We start from the raw sequence: 19,073 nt of genomic DNA, 5'->3' as shown, positions 1-19,073 counted from the left end.
CCCCGCCTCTGCGGCGTGGGGCGGTGCTTCAGTGCCCCACAGGCACCGGCCCGCTGCTGCGCACGGGGATGCCGCTGCGCCGGTCGAGCACGCCGCTCCACTGCGTGAGGGCGAGCGACACCAGCACCACCAGCGCACCAATCCACGGCGTGTGGTGCAGGCCCAGGTGCGTCACGATCAGGCCCCCGGCCCAGGCAGCACCTGCAATGCCCAGGTTGAACGCTGCGATGTTCAGGCCCGAGGCCACGTCCACCGCCTGCGGCGTGAAGCGCTCGGCCTGCTTGACCACATACACCTGCAGCCCCGGCACATTGCCAAACGCCACAGCGCCCCACAACAGCACGGTGCCCAGCGCCAGCCAGGGGTAGGGCGCGGTGAGCTGCAGCAACAACAACACAGCCGCCAGCAGCGCAAAGATGATGCGCAGCGCCGGGATGGCCCCCAGCCTGTCGGCCAGCCGGCCACCCCACAGGTTGCCCACGGCCACCGACACACCGTACACCAGCATCACCCAGCCCACGGCGCCCGCGCTGAAGCCCGAGATGTCCGTGAGGATGGGCGCGAGAAAGGTGAAGGGAATGAACGTGCCGCCATAGCCGATGGCGGTCTTGGCATACACCAGCAGCAGGCGCGGCTCGGCCAGCACCCTGGCCTGCTGCAGCAGCGAGGCGGGTGCGGTGTGGGCGATGTTGCGTGGCACAAAAATCGCGCTGCCGATGAAGGCGACCACGCCCAGGGCCGAGACGGCCAGGAAGGTCTCGCGCCAGCCGAAGTGCTGGCCGATGAAGGTGCCCAGTGGCACGCCGGTGACCAGCGCCACGGTGAGGCCGGTGAACATGATGGCAATCGCACTGGCCGCCTTTTCGCGCGGCACGAGGCCGGTGGCGATGGTCGAGCCGATGGAAAAGAACACGCCGTGCGCGAGGCCGGTGAGGATGCGTGCGGCCACCAGCGTCTCGTAGCTGGGCGCCCGCCAGGCCAGCAGGTTGCCAGCGGTGAACAACGCCATCAGCGACAGCAGCAGCGCCTTGCGTGGCAGCTTGCCGGTGAGTGCGGTGAGCATCGGGGCGCCCACGGCGACCCCCAGGGCATACAGGCTGACCAGCAGGCCCGCCGAGGGGATGCTGATGGCCAGATCGGCCGCCACGGTTGGCAGCAAGCCAACGATCACGAACTCGGTCGTGCCGATGGCGAAAGCGCTGAGCGTCAGCGCGAGCAAGGCAATGGGCATGGGAACACTCCTGTGGAATGGGACGGAGTGTGGGGTTTTCAGTCTTGCAGAAAAAGACGGTTACGCTCGATAGATAGTTGACTGTGAATCAACAATCAAGGATGGAAAAATCCATGAAAACCACGCTGGAAGAGCTGCAGGCCTTTGTCGCCGTGGTGGATGGCGGGTCGATCACTGCCGCCGCCGACCAGCTGGGCCAGACGGTCTCGGGCATCAGCCGGGCACTGGCACGGCTGGAGAAAAAGCTCGACACCACGCTGCTGCGCCGCACCACCCGCCGCACCGAGCTGACCGAGGAGGGGCAGGCCTTCCTGCTGCGCACGCGCGCCATCCTGGCCTCCATTGAGGAGGCCGAAGAAAGCATGGCTGCGCGCCGCCAGCAGCCCGCAGGCCGCCTGCGCGTGAACGCGGCCACACCCTTCATGCTGCACGCCGTGGTGCCGCTGGTGCCGGCGTTTCGCAAGGCCTACCCGCAGATCACGCTGCAACTGGACACAGACGAGGCGTACATCGACCTGCTGGAGCGGCGCACGGACGTGGCGATCCGCATCGGCCCGCTGCAGGACTCGACCCTGCACGCCCGCCCCCTGTGCACCAGCCGCCTGCGCGTGCTGGCCAGCCCGGATTACCTGGCGCGTGCGGGCAAGCCCAAAAGCATGGTCGACCTGGCCAGCCACACGCTGCTGGGCTTCAACCAGCCAGAGTCGCTTAACCATTGGCCGCTGCGGGGCGTGCATGGGGACGCGTGGCCTATCGTGCCCAGCCTCACGGCGTCGAGCGGTGAAACGTTGCGGCAGCTGGCGCTCGCGCATGTGGGGCTGGTATGCCTGTCGGACTTCATGACCGCAGGCGACCGCGAGGCTGGCCGCCTGGTGCAGGTGCTGGCGCGCGACACGGTGGACGTGCGCCAGCCCATCAACGCGGTGTACTACCGCAACACGCAGTTGGCCGCGCGCATTGCGTGTTTTCTGGATTTTTTGCAGGAGCGCATGGGCTGAGGCCGTGGCCCCTGCATTCGGCGCTCGCTTAGCTGCGCGCGGGGATGTTCAGGCCCTTGGCCACGGCCGGGCGTGCCACAAAGACGTCCAGCACGCGCTGCACTTCGGTGAATTGACTGAATTCCACCAGGTCACCCGCGCCGTAGTAACCGATCAGGTTGCGCACCCATGGCAGGATGGCAATGTCGGCAATGGTGTACTGGTCGCCCATCACCCACTGGCGGCCCGCCAGGCGCTGGTTCAGAACGCCCAGCAGGCGTTTCGATTCGGCCACGTAGCGGTCACGCGGGCGCTTGTCTTCATAGTCCTTGCCCGCAAATTTGTGGAAGAACCCGAGCTGGCCAAACATGGGGCCGACGCCGCCCATCTGCCACATCACCCACTGGATGGTTCCGTAGCGCGCGGCGGCGTCCTGCGGGATCAGCTTGCCGGTCTTGTCGGCAAGGTACAACAGGATGGCGCCCGACTCGAACAACGCCAGCGGCTGGCCGCCGGGCCCGTGAGGGTCGAGGATGGCCGGAATCTTGTTGTTGGGGTTGAGCGACAGGAACTCGGGCGAGGTCTGGTCGTTGGTTTCAAAGCTCACCAGGTGCGGCTCGTAGGGCAGGCCCAACTCTTCGAGAGCAATCGACACCTTCACGCCGTTGGGCGTGGGCAACGAATACAGCTGGAGGCGATCCGGGTGCTGTGCGGGCCATTTGTGGGTGATGGCGAAGGTGGAAAGTTCGGGCATGGAGGGGTCCTTGGCTGGTGGCGGCCATAGCGGCGCCAAAAGAGCGCAAGCCTAATGGGGTGGTGAAACCGGCGCAGTCCGAGGTTATTCAGGCACCAACGACGATAATCCGGCGGATGCAGATTCGTTTCACCAAAATGCAGGGCGCGGGCAACGATTTCGTGGTGCTCGACGAAACCCAGGGCCGTCTGGGGCTCAGCACCGCCCAATACCGTTTTCTGGCCGACCGCCACTTCGGCGTGGGGGCCGACCAGATCCTCACCGTGCGGCCTTCGCCAGCGGACGGCATCGACTTTGAATACGTGATCCACAACGCCGACGGCGGCGAGGTGGAGCAGTGCGGCAACGGCGCCCGCTGCTTTGCGCGCTTTGTGCACGACAAGGGCCTGTCGGGTAAAGACACCTTGCGGGTGCAGACCAAAAGTGGCGTGATCGCCCCCCGCCTCACGCCCGATGGCCGTGTCACTGTGGACATGGGTCGCCCGTTGTTCGAGCCTGTCCAGGTGCCGTTTGATGCCAGCGGTTTGACCGCCGTGGCACAAGGTTCAGGACAAAAATGGCCGCTGGCGCTGGATGGTAAAGCGCTGACAGCTACTGTTTTAGTAGCGGTGGTCTCCATGGGCAACCCGCACGCCGTGCAACTGGTGGACAACGTGGACACCGCCCCTGTGCTGGAAGCCGGCCCGTTGGTCGAGCGCCATGCGCGTTTTCCGCAGCGCGTGAATGCGGGTTTTTTACAGATCGTGGACCGCACCCATGTGCGGCTGCGTGTGTTCGAGCGCGGCGTGGGCGAAACCCTGGCCTGCGGCTCAGGCGCCTGCGCGGCCGTGGCGGCTGGCATTCGCCTGGGCCTGCTTGATAAAGAGGTGCATGTGGACACGCGCGGCGGCCGCCTCACCATTGCGTGGAGCGGTGCCGGCACCGATTCCGTTTTCATGACCGGCCCCGCCACCACGGTGTTCGAAGGCCAGATCGACATTCCTGACACCCCCCTATGACGTCCCACATCCCACCGATCACCGAAGACGACATCGCCCAGTTCCTCACCAACACGCCGGGCTTTTTCGAGCGCCATGCCGAGGTGCTGGCCAGTGTGCAGATCACCAGCCCCCACGGCGCGCGCGCCGTGAGCTTGCAGGAGCGCCAGGCCGAAATGCTGCGCGAAAAGATCAAGGGCCTGGAGCAGCGCATCATGGAAATGGTGCGCAACAGCACCGAAAACGCGGCGATCGCCAACAAGGTGCACCAGTGGACGAGCGCGCTGCTGCAAGTGCGCGACCCGTTCGACCTGCCCCAGGCCGTGGTCGATGGCGTGCGAACCCTGTTCGACGTGCCCCAGGCTGCGGTGCGTGTGTGGGAGGTGGCCGCGCCGTACATCGACGCCGACTTCACCCAGGGCGCCAGTGATGACGCCCGCGCGTTTGCCTCATCGCTCACCATGCCGTTCTGCGGCCCCAACCTGGGTTTTGAGCCCGCCGCCTGGCTGGCCAACGAGGCGGGCGAGCCGGCCCAGTCGCTGGCCCTGCTGCCGCTGCGCGAAGGCGCCATCGACAGCGCCACGCCCGCCTTTGGCCTGCTGGTGCTGGGCTCGCAAGATCCGCAGCGTTTTGATGCCACCATGGGCACGGAATTTCTGTCGCGCATGGCAGAACTCGCCAGTGCTGCGCTGCTGCGGCTGAAGTAGCCCGCGAGCCCGGCACAAACACGGCGGCGGCTCGGCCACGGCAAATGTCTGACATGCCCACCGCGCTCGACCCGCACGTCCTGCGCTACCTGGAGCATGTGCGTGTCGAAAAGCGGCTGGCGGCGCGCACGCTCACGCTCTACACCCTGGACCTTGAAAAGCTCGCGCAGTTTGCGGCGGGGGTCAGCGTGCCGCTGCTGCAGCTGCAGACCGCGCACATCCGCCGTTTTGTGGCGCAGATGCACAGCGGCGGACGCAGCGGGCGGGGCATTGCGCTCATCCTCTCGGGCTGGCGCGGGTTCTTCATCTGGGCGGGGCGGCAGGGGCTGATCCCTCACAACCCGGTGCAGGACGTGCGTGCCCCCAAGGCGCCCAAGCCTCTGCCCAAGGCGCTGGGTGTGGACGACGCCGTGCGGCTGGCCGAATTCGACAACACCGGCGCCGACCCCTGGCTGGAGGCGCGCGACGCGGCCATGGTCGAGCTGCTGTACGGCTGTGGCCTGCGCGTGGGCGAGTTGGCTGGGCTCGACGCCATCCCCAATGCCGACACCCAGCGCCAGGGCCGTGGCTGGGTCGATCTGCAGGCGGGGGAGGGCCATGTGTTCGGCAAGGGCAGCAAGCGCCGCAGCGTGCCCGTGGGGCGCGCTGCCACCGAGGCGCTGCAGACCTGGCTGCAGCTCCGGGCCACACCGTTCGGCGGCGAGGGGTCTGCGCGGCTCGACACGGCATTGTTTGTGGGCCAGCGTGGCAAGCGGCTCACTGCGCAGTCGATCTGGCTGCGCCTGCGCCAGCGCAGCCAGCAGGCGGGGCTGACCACGCCGGTGCACCCGCACATGCTGCGCCACTCGTTCGCCAGCCACCTGCTGCAAAGCAGCGGCGACCTGCGCGCGGTGCAGGAGCTGCTGGGCCACGCCAACATCACCACCACGCAGGTCTACACGCGGCTCGATTTTCAGCACCTGGCCAAGGTGTATGACGCGGCGCATCCTCGCGCTAGAAAGAAGCCCCCCTGAGCGGCTGCGCCGCTTCCCCCAAGGGGGACGCACCCGGTGGCCTGGCAAAGCCAGTTCCACGGGTGCACTGGTGGGGCTGCGGGCACTGTCACGGAACCAAGACGCAAGTTGAGGCCTCCGAGCAGGGGGCGCTTGCTGTAGGGCGCTTTGGAGTGTGTTGCCATGCTGCTGAACTGGATCAAATCAAACCGTGGGTTCATCGTGCTGCTGCTGTGCTTTGGCATCTTTCGCACGGCGGTGGCGGACTGGAACCCCATCCCCTCGGGATCCATGCGGCCCACGCTGCTCGAAGGCGATGTGGTGTTCGTCAACCGCCTGGCCTACGACCTGAAACTGCCGCTGACCGATGTGGTGCTCGCCCGCCTGGGCGAGCCCGAGCGGGGCGATGTGGTCACCTTCTCGTCACCGCGCGATGGCACGCGGCTGATCAAGCGCATCGCGGCGCTGCCCGGCGACACCGTGGAGATGCGCGACGAGGTGCTGTACCTCAACGGCGAGGCCGCACGCTATGACGCACCCGAGGCCGTGACCGAACACCTGGCCGAGCTGGGCGCGCAGGTGCCTGCCACCCGCTGGACGGAGCATGTGCAGGGCCACGAGCGGCGCGTGCAGTGGCTGCAGGGCGTGACGGCGCACCGCAGCTTCGGCCCGGTGACGGTGCCCGAGGGCGAATACCTGGTGCTGGGCGACAACCGCGACAACAGCGCCGACTCGCGCTACATCGGGTTTGTGCCGCGCCACCTGCTCATCGGCCAGGCGCGCCGGGTGCTGGTGTCGGCCGACATCCTTGCGAACTGGGCGCCGCGCCTGGGCCGCATCGGGCACGCGCTCTGACGGCGGCGCCCTGTGCAAGGCGCAGGGCAGCGTCGCACTTGCAGGGTCAGCGTGGGGCGCATTCACGCGACAATCGCTCCATCATGAAAACCCTTCGCCTTCGCCCTGGCAAAGAGCGCTCGCTCTTGCGCCGCCACCCCTGGATCTTTGAATCGGCCATCGCCAAGGGCGGTGGCGACAGCGGCGAGACCGTGCGTGTGGAGTCGCACGAAGGCCAGTTCCTGGCCTGGGCCGCTTACAGCCCCAGCTCGCGCATCCGCGCGCGGGTGTGGAGCTTTGACGAGGCGCAGCGCATTGATGCTCCGTTTTTCATAGCTGCTTGCGCACGTTCCATCATCGCCAGAGCCCGTTTTGATGTGCAAAGTGATGGCGTGCGCCTGGTGCACGGCGAATCCGACGGCCTGCCCGGGCTTATCGTGGACCGTTATGGCGATACCTTGGTGGCTCAGTTCACCAGCGCGGGTACCGAGCGCTGGAAGGATGTGATTGCCGACGCCCTGTTGCGCGAGACGGGTCTGACCAAGCTGTATGAACGCTCGGACGCCAGCGTGCGCACCCTCGAAGGCCTGCAGCCCGCCACCGGCTGGCTGCGCGGCGGGCCCATGGGCGCGGGCGGCGACAGCGAGGGGCCACCGCTCGAACTCGCCATCCACGAACACCAGTGGCGCCTGACGCTGAACATCGCCGAGGGCCACAAGACCGGCTTCTACCTGGACCAGCGCGACAGCCGCAAGCGTTTTGCCGACTACGCGCAGCGACTGGGCTTCAAGCATGTGCTCAACTGCTTTTGCTACACCGGCGGCTTCAGCGTGGCCGCGCTGGCGGGCATGCGGGCGGCGGGCGCATCCGCGGAAGGGCATGTGACCTCCATCGACTCGTCCGGCCCTGCGCTGGAACGCGCCCGTGCCCACGTGGCGCTCAACGGCTTCGATCTGAACCGCGCGAGCTTCCTGGACGCGGACGTGAACGCCTCGCTGCGCCAGTTCCTCAAGGAGGGCCAGCGGTTTGATGCCATCGTGCTCGACCCGCCCAAGTTTGCGCCGACCGCAGCGCACGCCGAACGCGCGGCCCGCGCCTACAAGGACATCAACCGGCTGGCGCTGCAACTGCTGACCCCGGGCGGGGTGCTGTTTACCTTCTCGTGTTCGGGCGGCATCAGCGCCGACCTGTTCCACAAGATCGTGGCGTCGGCGGGCGCGGATGCGGGCGTGGATGGCTTTATCCTGGAGCGCCTGGGCGGCGCGCCCGACCACCCCATGACGCTGGAGTTCCCGGAGGGCGAGTACCTCAAGGGACTGGTGGTGATGCGAAAATCCTGATGATTTTGGCCATCAGCGCTTATCCATCATGCGCTGATAGCTATCAAATTGGTAGTTTTTGCGGTGCAGTGCGTGCCAGGTAATCTGCGGCGAACTGCACAAACCAGTCGATGCTCTCGGGCTGCGCCAGCGCGTCGCGGTGGAGCACCCGCCCGGCCGGGTGGCCCAGCAGCAGCTTCTTGACCGGTAGCTCCAGCTTCTTGCCCGTCACGGTCTTGGGGATCACCGGCACCTGCAGGATCTCGTCGGGCACGTGGCGCACCGACAGCGCGTTGCGCAGCGCCTGGCGAATGCGCTGGCGCAGCGGTTCGTCGAGCATGGCGCCTGCGCGCAGCTGCACGTATAGCGCCAGGTACGACGGCCGGCCCAGGTATTCCAGATCCACCACCAGGCTGTCGAGCACGTCATCCAGCCCCTCGACCACGCGGTACAGCTCGGCCGTGCCCATGCGCACGCCCTGGCGGTTGATGGTGGCGTCCGAGCGGCCGTAGATGATGCCGCCCACGGCCTCGGGCCGGGCCACCAGCCGCAACCAGTCGCCCTGGCGCCACACGGGGCGCTGTTCGGCGTCGTGAAAGGTGTCGAAGTAGCTCTCCTTGTAGCGCGTGCCGCCGGTGTCGCCCCAGAAGTACAGCGGCATCGATGGGATGGGCCGGGTGCAGACCAGCTCGCCCACTGCGTCCAAGACCGGCTGGCCCGCGTCGTTCCAGGCCTGCACGCTGGCGCCCAGCGCGCGGCACTGCATCTCGCCCAGGCGCACGGGCAGCGTGGGCAGGCCCACCAGGAAACCCCCTGCGATGTCGGTGCCGCCGGAAACCACGTTGAGCCAGAAGTCGTTCTTGACCTCGCGGTAGAGCCAGCGGTAGGCCTCGGGCGACAGCGGTGATCCGGTGGAGCACACGGTGTGCAAGGCCGAGAGGTCGGCCACCTGCCGGGGCACCACGCCCGCCTTGAGGCAGGCGTGGTGGATGGCGGCCCCTACGCCGAAGGTGGTGACGCGCAGGCGGCCTACCAGGCGCCACAGGAAAGCCCAGTCGGGTTCGGCGCTGGCGCTGCCCGCGCCGGTCACGCAGCCGTCGTAGAGCACGATGGTGGCGCCGCCCAGCAGTCCCATCACATGCGCGTTCCACACCATCCACGAGGTGTTGACCGCCCACAGCACCCGGTCTTCGGGATGCAGGTCGTTGTGCAGCACCATCGCCACCAGGCTGTTGGCCAGCACGCCGCCATGGCCGTGCACGATGGCCTTGGGCAGGCCCGTGGTGCCGGATGAGTACAGCGTCCACAGCGGGTGGTCGGGCGCGAGTGCGAGCGGTTCAAGCGGTGCGTTGCCCGCCACGGCCGCGGCCCAGGGCACCACGGTGCGGGCCTGTGCCTGCGCGGGGGGCGCCGCCGCCGGGTCGAGGCAGGGCAGCCAGATTACGTGGCGCACTGTGGGCAGCTGGTCCAGGATGTCGCCCAGCGCGGCGCGGCGGTCAAACGGCTTGCCCGCATAGCGGTAGCCGTCTACGGCGACCAGCACCTTGGGTTCGATCTGGCGGTAGCGGTCGCCCACGCTCACGGGGCCCATGTCGGGCGCGCACAGCGCCCACACCGCACCGATGCTGGCGGCCGCAAGGAAGGCCACCACCGCTTGCGGGATGTTGGGCAGGTAGCCCACCACACGGTCGCCCGGCTGCACGCCCAGCGTGCGCAGCGTGTGCGCCAGCGCGCCCACCTGGCGGCGCAGTTCGGGCCACGAGATTTCTCCGGCACCGCCGGACTCGTCCTCGAACACGATGGCCGGTGTCTGTGGCTGCGTGCCTCCGGGCGTGTGGCGCAAAAGGGTGTCCACCAGGTTCAGGCGCGCGCCTTCGAACCATTGGGTGGCAGGCATGGGGTCGTCCGAACGCATGCGGCGCGGGGCTTGTGCCATGGGCACGTCGAAGAAGGCCAGCAGGGCGCTCCAGAACGCTTCGGGTTCGTCTACCGACCACTGCCACAGGGCTTCATAGCCGTCAAAGCGCAGGCCACGCTTGCGCGCGAGCCAGGCCTCAAAGGCGGTGATAAGGGCGCGCTCGCGGCGTGCGGTACTGGGTTGCCAGAGCAGGGTGTCCGGGGTTTCGTTGGAGGCCGAGGCTGTTGGGGGCAGGGCTGTCAGGGTGGTCATGGGACGGTTCTTTCGCCTTCTCAGGTGTCCGCAGTGAAACCGATGTTTTTCACGTGCACCCGCCATTGCTCGGCCTCGGCGCGCAGCCGCGTGACCAGCTCTTGCGGCGTGGACGAGCGTGCCGTCATGCCGAATTCCGCCAGGCCGCGCACGAAGTCCGGCTGGGCCACGGCAGCGCGCATGGCATCGGTCACGCGTTGCACGATGGCAGCCGGCGTGCGTGCGGGCACAAACACGCCAAACCACTCGGTCATGTCCAGTGCAAAGCCCTGTTCGCGGTAAGTGGGCAGGTCGGGGGCGAAGCTGCTGCGCTCGGTGCCCGAGACGGCCAGCAAGCGCAGCCGGCCGGATTTGAGGTGCGGCAGGTAGCTGCCCAGCACCGTCGAATAGGCCGCCACCTGGCCGCCCATCAGGTCCTGCAGCCCGGGTGCATCGCCGCGGTAGGCAATGTGGGTGAAGTCGATGCCCGCCATCTTGCCCAGCACGCTGCCCACCAGATGCGGCGTGGAGCCCGACGCGGGCGAGCCGAAGCTGGCCTTGCCGGGGTTGGTCTTGGCCCAGGCGACAAAGTCCTGCAGCGTGCGCACGCTGTCGGGCACGGCCGGCCCCACCGCCAGCGCAAACGGGAAGGTGCAGGCCATGGACACGGGCGCCACATCTTCCAGCGCATAGGGCAGCTTGCGGTAGGTGTAGGGGTAGACGGTGAACGGGGAGGGCGGCGACAGCAGCAGCGTGGTGCCGTCAGGCACGGCGTCCTTGAGCGCGCTCACGGCGATCTGGGTGCCCGCGCCGGGCTTGTTGTCCACAAGCACGTTGGCGGCATAGGTGCCGCGCAGCTTCTCGGCCAGGCGCCGGGCCACGTTGTCGGTGCTGCCCCCAGGCGGAAAGCCCACCAGCAGGCGGGCCAGGTCGGACTGTTGCTGTGCGTGTGCGGCCGGGACGATGCCCGTGCCCAGCGCGGCCAGGCTGGTGAGTTGGACAGCGAACTGTCGGCGGGTAGTCATGGTGTGTCTCCTGGTTTTTGGTGTGCCACTGCGGTGGCGCGGTGCGACTGTGCCGCAAGGGCGCAGGGGCTGCTTTCCAATTACTGCGGTGGGTATCGCAAAGCTGCGGACCTAGGGGAAAACCTGGGCGTCGCGCGCGGTGGGGTGAGGCCCCCGGCGACTGGGCGCGCTACGAGCGGCGGTAGTCCGAAGGCGTCACGCCCCAGTGGCGGCGAAAGGCGTGGCTGAAGTGGGCCGCCGAGGGGTGGCCGGTGAGCAAGGCGATCTCCAGCAGGGGCTTGCGCGAATCGCGCACCAGCCGTGCGGCCAGCTCCATGCGCTGAAAGTGCACCCAGGCGTGGGGCGTGGCGCCAAACGACATCTTGAAGGCGCGCGCAAAGTGAAACGGGCTGAGCCCCGCGATGTCCGCCAGGCGGGCCACCGGCCAGGGTTCGTGCAGGCCGGCCATCACGGCCTCGGTCAGCTGGCGCATCTGCCGCGAGGTGAGTGTGGCGCCGGTGCGCGGGCGTTCGCCGGGCAGTGCGTAGTTTTCGACGAGGTGGATGGCAATGCCCATCGCGATGTGTTCGCCAAATGCGGGTTGCAGTGAGGCGTTGTTGTCCAGCGATGCCAGAAGCAGGTCGGCAAAGGCCGCGAGCACCGGGTCCTTGCGGCCAAAACACTGGCCCAGCGCCACATCGCCTCCTGCGGCACGCTGCAGCCAGGCGGGGGCCAGGTCGATGTGGATGTTGTCGCGCACGGCCGAGCTGCGCCAGAAGCTCGGGGTGTCGCCGGGCAGAATCACGGCCTCGCCGCGCTGCCAGAGCCTCTCTCCCACCAGGTCTCCATGGCGTTGCAACAGCTGCGTGGGGTTGCCCCGGCGCACCAGGATGACGCAGTTGCTGTGGGCGGGCACGTACAGGTCGCCCACGGGGCCCACCTGGTGCCACACCGCGAGGCCCTGCCAGGGGCGCCCGGCGCTGGAGCGGTGGACGTGGTCCGGCAGCGCCTGCCAGGGGTGGTCCAAGCGCTTGTCGGCCAGCGCCCGCCAGTGCGCCGTGTCGAAACCCTCGATGGAGGGTGGCGTGTGGCGGGTAGGGGTGGGCGGTGTCATGGTGGAAGAGGCCCAAAAAGCGCCTCCAGGGTCCTATCGTAGAACGTTCCGGCCCACTGCTCCCCCGCGTTTCCCGGGGTGGAGCGGGGGTGGCAGGGGGCGTGACCGGGCGCGAACAGGGGCTTGATTCCGCCGCTAAACTCCCCACCTTTGCGGCTCCGGCCCAGGCTGTCTTGCCTGCGGTGCCCTTTGCAATCCACAAGGCCTTCTTCCATGTCCCTCATCCCCGTCACCATCCTCACCGGCTTTCTGGGCGCTGGCAAAACGACCTTGCTCAAACGCCTGCTGAGCGAAGCCCATGGCCAGAAGATCGCCGTGATCGAGAACGAATTCGGCGAAGAGAACATCGACAACGACATCCTCGTGACCGAGTCCAAGGAGCAGATCGTGCAGATGAGCAATGGCTGCATCTGCTGCACCATCCGCGAAGACCTGCGCGAGACGCTGCAATTGCTGGGCGCCAAGCGGCGCAAGGGGCTGCTGGACTTCGAGCGCATCGTGATCGAAACCACCGGCGTGGCCGACCCTGGCCCCGTCGCGCAAACCTTCTTCATGGACGAAGAGATCGCCGAGACCTACCTGATCGACTCCATCATCACGCTGGTCGACGCCAAGCATGCGCCGCAGCAGCTCAACGACCGCCAGGAGGCGCGCCGCCAGGTGGGTTTTGCCGACCAGATCTTCCTGTCCAAGACCGACCTCGTCAGCGCCGAGGAAACCGATGCGCTGATCCACCGCCTCAAGCACATGAACCCGCGCGCACCCATCAAGGCCGTGCACTTTGGCGAGGTGCCGCTCCAGGAAGTGCTGGACCTGCGGGGCTTCAACCTCAATGCCAAGCTCGACATCGACCCGGACTTCCTCAAGGAAGAAGAGGCGCACGGCCATGAGCACCACGACCACGATCACGCGCATGGCGAGTATTGCGACCACCCCTCGCACCAGCATGACCATGGGCATGGCCACCACCATCACCATGACGACGATGTGAAGAGTTTTGTCTACCGCTCCGACCGGCCGTTCGACCCGGCCAAGCTGGAGGACTTCCTGGGGGCCATCGTGAATATTTACGGCCCGCGCATGCTGCGCTACAAAGGGGTGCTTAATATGAAGGGCACCGAACGCAAGGTGATTTTCCAGGGGGTGCACCAGCTCATGGGCAGCGATCTGGGGCCACAGTGGGCGGAAGGCGAGCCGCGCACCAGCAAGATGGTCTTTATTGGCATTGACCTGCCCAAGGACATCTTTCTGCAGGGACTGGAACAAAGCCTGGTGTGATGCGGGAAGGTGCTGAAGAGGCCGGAAGGCTGCCGGTTTGTGTTGTATCTGCAACGTTTCCGTTTGCGTCAGCCCAGGTCGATACAATCGCGCCCCGGTAAAACCCCGGAAGGCTTGCCACCCGCCCTTGGCTGTGAATGCAGCTAGGGCCCGCCCGTATTGCGAGGAGACCAGGAAGTGAAAGCCGACACCAGCAAATCCAAGGGGGCCACCAAGGCAACCCCTGCCGCGGCGAAAAGCGCCGCCGCCCCAGCGGCACCTAAAGTTGCTGCGAAGGCCCCTGCCAAGGCTGCTGCGGCGCCCAAAGTGGCCGCACCTCCCGCAGTGGCAGCACCTGCTCCAGCCCCCGTGCTGCAAGCCGGTTCGCAGGTACCCGTGCGCACGACCCGGCCTTCTTCCCGATTGGCCCAATTGACCGTACCATCCATGGCACAGACAGTGGCGTCGACCGCTGCCAAAGCCAGTTATCTACACACCATGCCCACGACCGCGCAAGCGCAGCCCACCTACACGGCTGCCAAAAAAGACCCCAAGCTGGCGAACAACTGGAAAACCAAGTCCGCCGCTGAGTTGACCGACGCAGAAGTCATGGCCATGCCTGACAGCGAGTACATGAACGACAAGCAGATGGCGTTCTTCCGCCTCAAGCTGGTGCAACTCAAGCAGGACATCCACAACAGCGCCGGTGAAACCACCGAACACCTGCGGGAAGACACCGTGGTGGTGCCCGATCCCGCCGACCGCGCGACGATCGAAGAAGAACACGCCCTGGAACTGCGCACCCGTGACCGCGAGCGCAAGCTGCTCAAGAAGATCGAGCAGTCCATCGCCCGCATCGACGCGGGTGACTATGGCTACTGCGACGAAACCGGCGAACCCATCGGTGTGGGCCGCCTGATCGCTCGCCCCACTGCCACGTTGTCCCTGGAAGCCCAACAACGCCGCGAACTCAAGCAGAAGATGTTTGGTGATTGACCGGGCCACCGGGCCTGATCCATCCCCAAGCGCACCCTGAGCCATGAGCAAGGAAGAAACCACCCCCGGCGGCCTGCTATCGAAGGTGGTTCGGTTTGTGAAGAACCCGACGGTGAACTGGACCGAGCTCGACTCCATCCAGGACGACCGGGAGAGCCAGTACAGCAAGCAGATGCTCAAGGAGATGATCGAGCGCAAGCGCCGTAACGATTTTGTGCGGCGCCGAGAGTTCGATCAGCTGCGCAAGCTGCGCCAGCGCGAGGTGCTGCAGGGCCAGCGCGTGGAAGATGCGGCGGGGCGCCCATCGTTCTTTCAAAGCAGCATGGCTTCGCCCGACGACCGCGCGGTCACGCTCAAGAAGATCGACGAGATCGAAGCGCAGATGTCGCAGCAGTGGTGGAAGAGCAAGCAAGGTGCTGAGGCGCCCACCCAGCCCGGTGCGATGCCGGCTGCTGCCAGCGGCGCCGCGACGTCCGACTCCGAGCATGCGCGGGCGTATGCACCCACGGCGCCCGGCAGCCTGCCCGCACCTCTCGAAAACAAGCCCGGTGTCCAGCCGCTGTTTGCCGATGACAGCATGGCCATTGGCCGGTTTGGCGGCACCGATGCGCAAATGCTCCCGGGCGAAGGCCCTGGCGAAGCGTCCTTCAGCCCTGCGGCAGCTACTGCGGCAACGCCAGCGCCCGCATCCGAACCGGAGGAATTCGTGCACGAACCCGATCTAGAAGAAGCCGCCATCCGGTTTGCCAATGGCGACCATGCCGGGGCTGAGTCCGGCCTGCTTGATGTGCTGGCGCAGCACCAGCAGGACGCGCCCGACGACCAGCTTGAAATCTGGATGACGCTGTTCGACCTGTACCGTGCGACCGGCCAGCACGACCGGTTTGACACCCTGGCCATCGACTTTGCGGCCCAGTACAGCCGTTCGGCACCACTGTGGTTCTCCATGCTGGAGCAGTTGGGAATGGCGCCACCGCCCGCTGCGGCGGCACCTGGCGCACCAGCGGCCGCACCGGTGGGCGCGGTGCGCCGTGATTTCAGCTGGAATGCTCCGCCCACCCTGGCTGTGTCTTCGGTGGCCGCGCTCCAGGCCTCCCTGGCACGTTCCGCGTCGCCCTGGACCTTGTCCTGGGCACGCCTGGGGGCCATCGACGAAGCTGCAGTGCCTTTGCTGGCGGAGCAGTTCACGCGGTGGGCCGAGCGTGATGGGCAACTGGTGTTTTCGGGGGTTGAAAAGCTCAATGCCCTGCTCGACGCCAAAACCCAGTCCGGAGACCGCTCCACCAGCCCAGAGTGGTGGAGCCTGCGCATGGCGGCGCTGCGGCTCATGGGCAAACCGGATGAGTTCGAGCTGGTTGCGCTTGACTACTGCGTGACCTATGAAGTCTCGCCGCCTTCTTGGGTGTCTCCGCGCTGCGGGTATTCGGACAACGAGGGGGCGTCCTCGGGTTCGGCGCCGCTGGCGGCAGACAGCGATTTCATGGCCTCCGATCTGGGGGATGCATCGGCCCCAGCTCCGCTGGAGACGGGCCCCGTGGCCCAGCTCAGCGGGCACATCGATGGTGATGCCACGCCGCTGCTGGAGGCTTTCCAGGCCTTCCTGCGCCCAGGGGTGCCCCTGACGATCGCCTGCGACAAGCTGATCCGTGTGGACTTTGCCGCTGCGGGCTCGGTGCTCAACTGGGCGGCCGAGCAGCAGGGCCACGGCCATGTGATCCAGTTCCACAACCTGCAGCGGCTGGTGGCGATTTTCTTCAACGTGATCGGTATCAACGAGCACGCCTGGGTGGTGCCCCGGAAGAATTGACTCCCCCGGAGTCGCTTTGCGCCTCGGCGCCTCCGACTGGGGCTATGGCCCTTGGAGTTGCGCCTCTCCGTGCCTCTCTCGCTGCGTGGTAGGGGGGCAGTGCACGCAAGCGAAGCGCCTCATGCGCGGCTTGGCGGCCCCTGCGCGGCGGTGCTGGCCTGGGCCGCTTCGGTTTCATGGCCTGCGTGCAGTGGTGTGGATGTGCTGGTAACACGCAGCTCCGCCTTGGCTTGAAAGCGGTGCCCGCGCCCTCAACTGCCGCAGCTATGGACTCATCAAACGACAACCACCCGGTGTTCCACGGCACCACCATCCTGAGCGTACGCCGCCAGACGCCCCAGGGCGTGCAAGTGGCGATTGGCGGGGACGGCCAGGTCACCTTGGGCAACATCGTGGTCAAGGGCACGGCGCGCAAGGTGCGCAAGCTGCACCACGGCAAGGTGCTGGCGGGTTTTGCAGGCGCCACGGCCGATGCATTCACCCTGTTCGAGCGCTTTGAAGCCAAGCTCGAAAAACACCAGGGCCACCTGGTGCGGGCCGCCATTGAACTCACCAAGGACTGGCGCACCGACCGCGTGCTGCGCCGCCTCGAAGCCATGCTCGCCGTGGCCGATCTCGAAGCCTCGCTCATCATCACCGGCAACGGCGACGTGCTGGAGCCCGAGCAGGGCATCGTGGCGATTGGATCGGGCGGTGCCTACGCGCACTCGGCCGCCAAGGCGCTGCTCAGCCACACCGACCTCTCTGCGCAGGATATCGTCAAAAAGTCGCTGGAGATTGCGGGCGAGTTGTGCATCTACACCAACATGAACCACACCATCGAGACCTTGTAGGTCGGTTGGTTTTGCAAGGCGGTTTTCACCGCATTTGATACGTTTTTGATAGCTGCTAGCGCTTGATAGATAAGCGCTAGAGCCCAATTTGACTGGAATTTTCGCCATGTCGTCCATGACCCCCCAGGAAATCGTCTCCGAACTGGACCACCACATCGTGGGCCAGGCCAGCGCCAAGCGTGCCGTGGCCATTGCACTGCGCAACCGCTGGCGCCGCCAGCAGGTCGAAGGCAGCCTGCGCCAGGAGATCACGCCCAAGAACATCCTCATGATCGGCCCGACCGGCGTGGGCAAGACGGAGATTGCGCGCCGCTTGGCCAAGTTGGCGGACGCGCCCTTCATCAAGGTCGAGGCCACCAAGTTCACCGAGGTGGGCTATGTGGGCAAGGATGTGGATTCCATCATCCGTGACCTGGCGGAGATGGCCGTGAAGCAGACCCGCGAGTCCGAGATGAAGAAAGTGCGTGCCCGTGCCGAAGATGCCGCAGAAGAGCGCATCCTCGACGTGCTGATCCCCCCGGCCCGGGCGGCGGCAGGCACCGAGCCCGCCGCCGACAACACGGCCCGGCAGGTGTTTCGCAAGAAGCTGCGCGAAGGGCTGCTGGCCGACAAGGAGATCGAGATCGACGTGGCCGAAGGCCGCCCCTCGCTGGAAATCATGGGACCCCAGGGCATGGAAGAGATGACCGAGCAGCTGCGTGGCATGTTCAGCCAGATGGGGCAGGACAAACGCAAGACCCGCAAGCTCAAGATTGCCGAGGCCCTGAAGCTCCTCGCCGACGAGGAGGCCGGAAAACTCGTCAACGAGGAAGAGATCAAGGCCCGGGCCATCGCCAATGCCGAGCAGAACGGCATCGTCTTCATCGACGAGATCGACAAGGTGGCTGCGCGCCAGGAAACCAGCGGTGCCGATGTGTCCCGCCAGGGCGTGCAGCGCGACCTGCTGCCGCTGGTGGAGGGCACCACGGTGTCCACTAAATACGGCATGATCAAAACGGACCACATCCTGTTCATTGCGTCGGGGGCGTTCCACCTGTCCAAGCCCAGCGACCTGATCCCGGAGCTCCAGGGGCGGTTCCCCATCCGGGTCGAGCTGGAATCCCTGTCGGTCAAGGACTTCGAGGCCATCCTGACCCAGACCCACGCATCACTGGTCAAGCAGTACCAGGCCCTGCTCGCCACCGAGGGTGTCACGCTCGAATTTGCTCCCGAGGGCATCACGCGCCTGGCGCACATCGCCTTTGAGGTGAACGAACGCACCGAAAACATTGGTGCGCGCCGCCTGTCCACCGTCATGGAGCGCTTGCTGGATGAGGTGAGTTTTGATGCGACCCGCCTATCGGGTCAGACCATCACCATTGACGCTGCCTATGTGGACGCCCGCCTGCAGACACTGAGCCAGGACGAGGATCTTTCGCGCTACATCCTGTGACCACTCGGTCAAGCCTTGAGAGGTCACTTTCATAGGCCTCTCTAAGTGCTTCTTTTTCAACGACTTTTGGCTTTCTGACGGCTGCAAAGTCGCGTCTAAGTTGTTGATTTCATTGCAAAAGTTTGTTGGACACCCCCTTGTTCGGTGTGCTTTTCCTGCTACAGTGCAAAAAAGTGCAATTAAGTGGTGAAAAGTGCCCTCAAGGTCCATTGCACGGACCCGCGAGGCAAAGAACCGAATTGGGAATCTGTCCGTGTTTCAAGGTGCCTCGTCGCTGAGTCTCGATGCGAAGGGTCGGCTGTCTGTGCCGACCCGGCATCGTGACGTCCTCGCGGCCACGGCATCCGGTCAGCTCACCATCACCAAGCACCCCCACGGTTGTCTTATGGTCTTCCCCCGCCCCGAGTGGGAGAAATTCCGTGAGCGTATCGCCCAGTTGCCCATGTCCGCCCAGTGGTGGAAGCGCATCTTTCTGGGCAATGCCATGGATGTGGACATGGACGCCACGGGCCGCGTGCTGGTTTCTCCCGAGCTGCGTGAAGCGGCCGGTATCTCCAGGGACACCATGCTTTTGGGCATGGGCAATCATTTCGAACTTTGGGACAAGGCCACCTACGACGAGCAGGAGGCCAAGGCCATGCAGGGCGATATGCCGGATGTCTTCAAGGACTTCTCCTTTTAAGGCGCACC

The 19,073-nt window shown here is 66.1% G+C and carries 17 protein-coding genes; 12 read left to right on the top strand and 5 right to left on the bottom strand.

Annotation, left to right across the window (positions count from 1 at the left end; genetic code table 11):
* Positions 1-28 precede the first annotated feature (28 nt).
* The gene (locus tag ARADN35_RS0111975) at positions 29-1,231 is read right to left on the bottom strand and encodes an MFS transporter (protein ID WP_010462393.1); all 1,203 of its coding nucleotides are present in this window, start codon (positions 1,229-1,231) and stop codon (positions 29-31) included.
* A 113-nt stretch (positions 1,232-1,344) separates the two neighbouring features.
* Here ARADN35_RS0111975 and ARADN35_RS0111970 point away from each other — a divergent pair, with 113 nt between their 5' ends.
* The gene (locus ARADN35_RS0111970; RefSeq protein WP_010462391.1) at positions 1,345-2,229 is read left to right on the top strand and encodes a LysR family transcriptional regulator; all 885 of its coding nucleotides are present in this window, start codon (positions 1,345-1,347) and stop codon (positions 2,227-2,229) included.
* Between the two features lie 28 nt (positions 2,230-2,257).
* Here ARADN35_RS0111970 and ARADN35_RS0111965 read toward each other — a convergent pair whose 3' ends face one another.
* Entirely contained in the window at positions 2,258-2,962 is a 705-nt protein-coding gene (locus ARADN35_RS0111965) for a glutathione S-transferase N-terminal domain-containing protein (protein ID WP_010462389.1), read from the bottom strand.
* Positions 2,963-3,078: 116 nt separating this feature from the next.
* Between ARADN35_RS0111965 and dapF the strand changes: the two genes are divergently transcribed.
* From dapF to ARADN35_RS0111940, 5 genes are all read left to right on the top strand, one after another.
* Positions 3,079-3,960, top strand: a complete 882-nt coding sequence (gene dapF / locus ARADN35_RS0111960; protein ID WP_010462388.1) for a diaminopimelate epimerase — start codon at positions 3,079-3,081, stop codon at positions 3,958-3,960.
* A complete protein-coding gene (locus ARADN35_RS0111955; RefSeq protein WP_010462386.1) occupies positions 3,957-4,646 on the top strand; it encodes a DUF484 family protein in 690 nt (229 codons plus the stop codon). The genes dapF and ARADN35_RS0111955 overlap by 4 nt, the downstream gene beginning before the upstream one ends.
* A gap of 53 nt (positions 4,647-4,699) precedes the next feature.
* On the top strand, positions 4,700-5,659 hold the full coding sequence (locus tag ARADN35_RS0111950; protein ID WP_010462384.1) for a tyrosine recombinase XerC: 960 nt from the start codon (positions 4,700-4,702) through the stop codon (positions 5,657-5,659).
* A gap of 162 nt (positions 5,660-5,821) precedes the next feature.
* Complete coding sequence (lepB, locus tag ARADN35_RS0111945) at positions 5,822-6,493, top strand: signal peptidase I (RefSeq protein WP_010462382.1); 672 nt, start codon at positions 5,822-5,824, stop codon at positions 6,491-6,493.
* An 83-nt stretch (positions 6,494-6,576) separates the two neighbouring features.
* Complete coding sequence (locus ARADN35_RS0111940) at positions 6,577-7,812, top strand: class I SAM-dependent rRNA methyltransferase (RefSeq protein ID WP_029413942.1); 1,236 nt, start codon at positions 6,577-6,579, stop codon at positions 7,810-7,812.
* A 43-nt stretch (positions 7,813-7,855) separates the two neighbouring features.
* Here ARADN35_RS0111940 and ARADN35_RS0111935 read toward each other — a convergent pair whose 3' ends face one another.
* The 3 genes from ARADN35_RS0111935 to ARADN35_RS0111925 all read right to left on the bottom strand — a co-directional run bounded on the left by ARADN35_RS0111935 (position 7,856) and on the right by ARADN35_RS0111925 (position 12,058).
* The gene (locus ARADN35_RS0111935) at positions 7,856-9,961 is read right to left on the bottom strand and encodes an acetoacetate--CoA ligase (RefSeq protein ID WP_010462378.1); all 2,106 of its coding nucleotides are present in this window, start codon (positions 9,959-9,961) and stop codon (positions 7,856-7,858) included.
* Between the two features lie 20 nt (positions 9,962-9,981).
* A complete protein-coding gene (locus ARADN35_RS0111930; protein ID WP_010462376.1) occupies positions 9,982-10,965 on the bottom strand; it encodes a Bug family tripartite tricarboxylate transporter substrate binding protein in 984 nt (327 codons plus the stop codon).
* A gap of 169 nt (positions 10,966-11,134) precedes the next feature.
* Positions 11,135-12,058, bottom strand: coding sequence for a helix-turn-helix domain-containing protein (locus ARADN35_RS0111925; protein ID WP_010462374.1), 924 nt, complete (start codon positions 12,056-12,058; stop codon positions 11,135-11,137).
* Positions 12,059-12,271: 213 nt separating this feature from the next.
* Between ARADN35_RS0111925 and ARADN35_RS0111920 the strand changes: the two genes are divergently transcribed.
* From ARADN35_RS0111920 to mraZ, 6 genes are all read left to right on the top strand, one after another.
* Positions 12,272-13,336, top strand: a complete 1,065-nt coding sequence (locus ARADN35_RS0111920) for a CobW family GTP-binding protein (protein WP_010462370.1) — start codon at positions 12,272-12,274, stop codon at positions 13,334-13,336.
* A gap of 177 nt (positions 13,337-13,513) precedes the next feature.
* A complete protein-coding gene (dksA, locus tag ARADN35_RS26265; protein WP_029413941.1) occupies positions 13,514-14,311 on the top strand; it encodes an RNA polymerase-binding protein DksA in 798 nt (265 codons plus the stop codon).
* Positions 14,312-14,354: 43 nt separating this feature from the next.
* Complete coding sequence (locus tag ARADN35_RS0111910) at positions 14,355-16,118, top strand: STAS domain-containing protein (protein WP_010462366.1); 1,764 nt, start codon at positions 14,355-14,357, stop codon at positions 16,116-16,118.
* 266 nt (positions 16,119-16,384) lie between these two features.
* Positions 16,385-16,951, top strand: a complete 567-nt coding sequence (gene hslV / locus ARADN35_RS0111905) for an ATP-dependent protease subunit HslV (RefSeq protein WP_010462363.1) — start codon at positions 16,385-16,387, stop codon at positions 16,949-16,951.
* 106 nt (positions 16,952-17,057) lie between these two features.
* The gene (hslU, locus tag ARADN35_RS0111900) at positions 17,058-18,383 is read left to right on the top strand and encodes an ATP-dependent protease ATPase subunit HslU (RefSeq protein WP_010462361.1); all 1,326 of its coding nucleotides are present in this window, start codon (positions 17,058-17,060) and stop codon (positions 18,381-18,383) included.
* 253 nt (positions 18,384-18,636) lie between these two features.
* A complete protein-coding gene (mraZ, locus tag ARADN35_RS0111895) occupies positions 18,637-19,065 on the top strand; it encodes a division/cell wall cluster transcriptional repressor MraZ (RefSeq protein WP_010462359.1) in 429 nt (142 codons plus the stop codon).
* Positions 19,066-19,073 lie beyond the last annotated feature (8 nt).

The sequence above is a fragment of the Acidovorax radicis N35 genome (assembly GCF_000204195.1).
Taxonomy (GTDB): Bacteria; Pseudomonadota; Gammaproteobacteria; order Burkholderiales; family Burkholderiaceae_C; genus Acidovorax; species Acidovorax radicis.
The sequence above is the reverse complement of the archived record's forward strand: the minus strand, read 5'-3'. Positions and strand labels throughout refer to the sequence as shown.

Excerpts from the sequence above, each read along its gene's own strand:
- hslV (WP_010462363.1), top strand. The coding sequence starts at position 16,385 with ATGGACTCATCAAACGACAACCACCCGGTGTTCCACGGCACCACCATC.
- ARADN35_RS0111965 (WP_010462389.1), bottom strand. The coding sequence starts at position 2,962 with ATGCCCGAACTTTCCACCTTCGCCATCACCCACAAATGGCCCGCACAG.
- ARADN35_RS0111935 (WP_010462378.1), bottom strand. The coding sequence starts at position 9,961 with ATGACCACCCTGACAGCCCTGCCCCCAACAGCCTCGGCCTCCAACGAA.
- ARADN35_RS0111955 (WP_010462386.1), top strand. The coding sequence starts at position 3,957 with ATGACGTCCCACATCCCACCGATCACCGAAGACGACATCGCCCAGTTC.
- ARADN35_RS0111910 (WP_010462366.1), top strand. The coding sequence starts at position 14,355 with ATGAGCAAGGAAGAAACCACCCCCGGCGGCCTGCTATCGAAGGTGGTT.
- lepB (WP_010462382.1), top strand. The coding sequence starts at position 5,822 with ATGCTGCTGAACTGGATCAAATCAAACCGTGGGTTCATCGTGCTGCTG.
- ARADN35_RS0111940 (WP_029413942.1), top strand. The coding sequence starts at position 6,577 with ATGAAAACCCTTCGCCTTCGCCCTGGCAAAGAGCGCTCGCTCTTGCGC.
- ARADN35_RS0111950 (WP_010462384.1), top strand. The coding sequence starts at position 4,700 with ATGCCCACCGCGCTCGACCCGCACGTCCTGCGCTACCTGGAGCATGTG.
- ARADN35_RS0111925 (WP_010462374.1), bottom strand. The coding sequence starts at position 12,058 with ATGACACCGCCCACCCCTACCCGCCACACGCCACCCTCCATCGAGGGT.
- ARADN35_RS0111930 (WP_010462376.1), bottom strand. The coding sequence starts at position 10,965 with ATGACTACCCGCCGACAGTTCGCTGTCCAACTCACCAGCCTGGCCGCG.
- ARADN35_RS0111920 (WP_010462370.1), top strand. The coding sequence starts at position 12,272 with ATGTCCCTCATCCCCGTCACCATCCTCACCGGCTTTCTGGGCGCTGGC.
- ARADN35_RS0111970 (WP_010462391.1), top strand. The coding sequence starts at position 1,345 with ATGAAAACCACGCTGGAAGAGCTGCAGGCCTTTGTCGCCGTGGTGGAT.
- ARADN35_RS0111975 (WP_010462393.1), bottom strand. The coding sequence starts at position 1,231 with ATGCCCATTGCCTTGCTCGCGCTGACGCTCAGCGCTTTCGCCATCGGC.
- dapF (WP_010462388.1), top strand. The coding sequence starts at position 3,079 with ATGCAGATTCGTTTCACCAAAATGCAGGGCGCGGGCAACGATTTCGTG.
- hslU (WP_010462361.1), top strand. The coding sequence starts at position 17,058 with ATGTCGTCCATGACCCCCCAGGAAATCGTCTCCGAACTGGACCACCAC.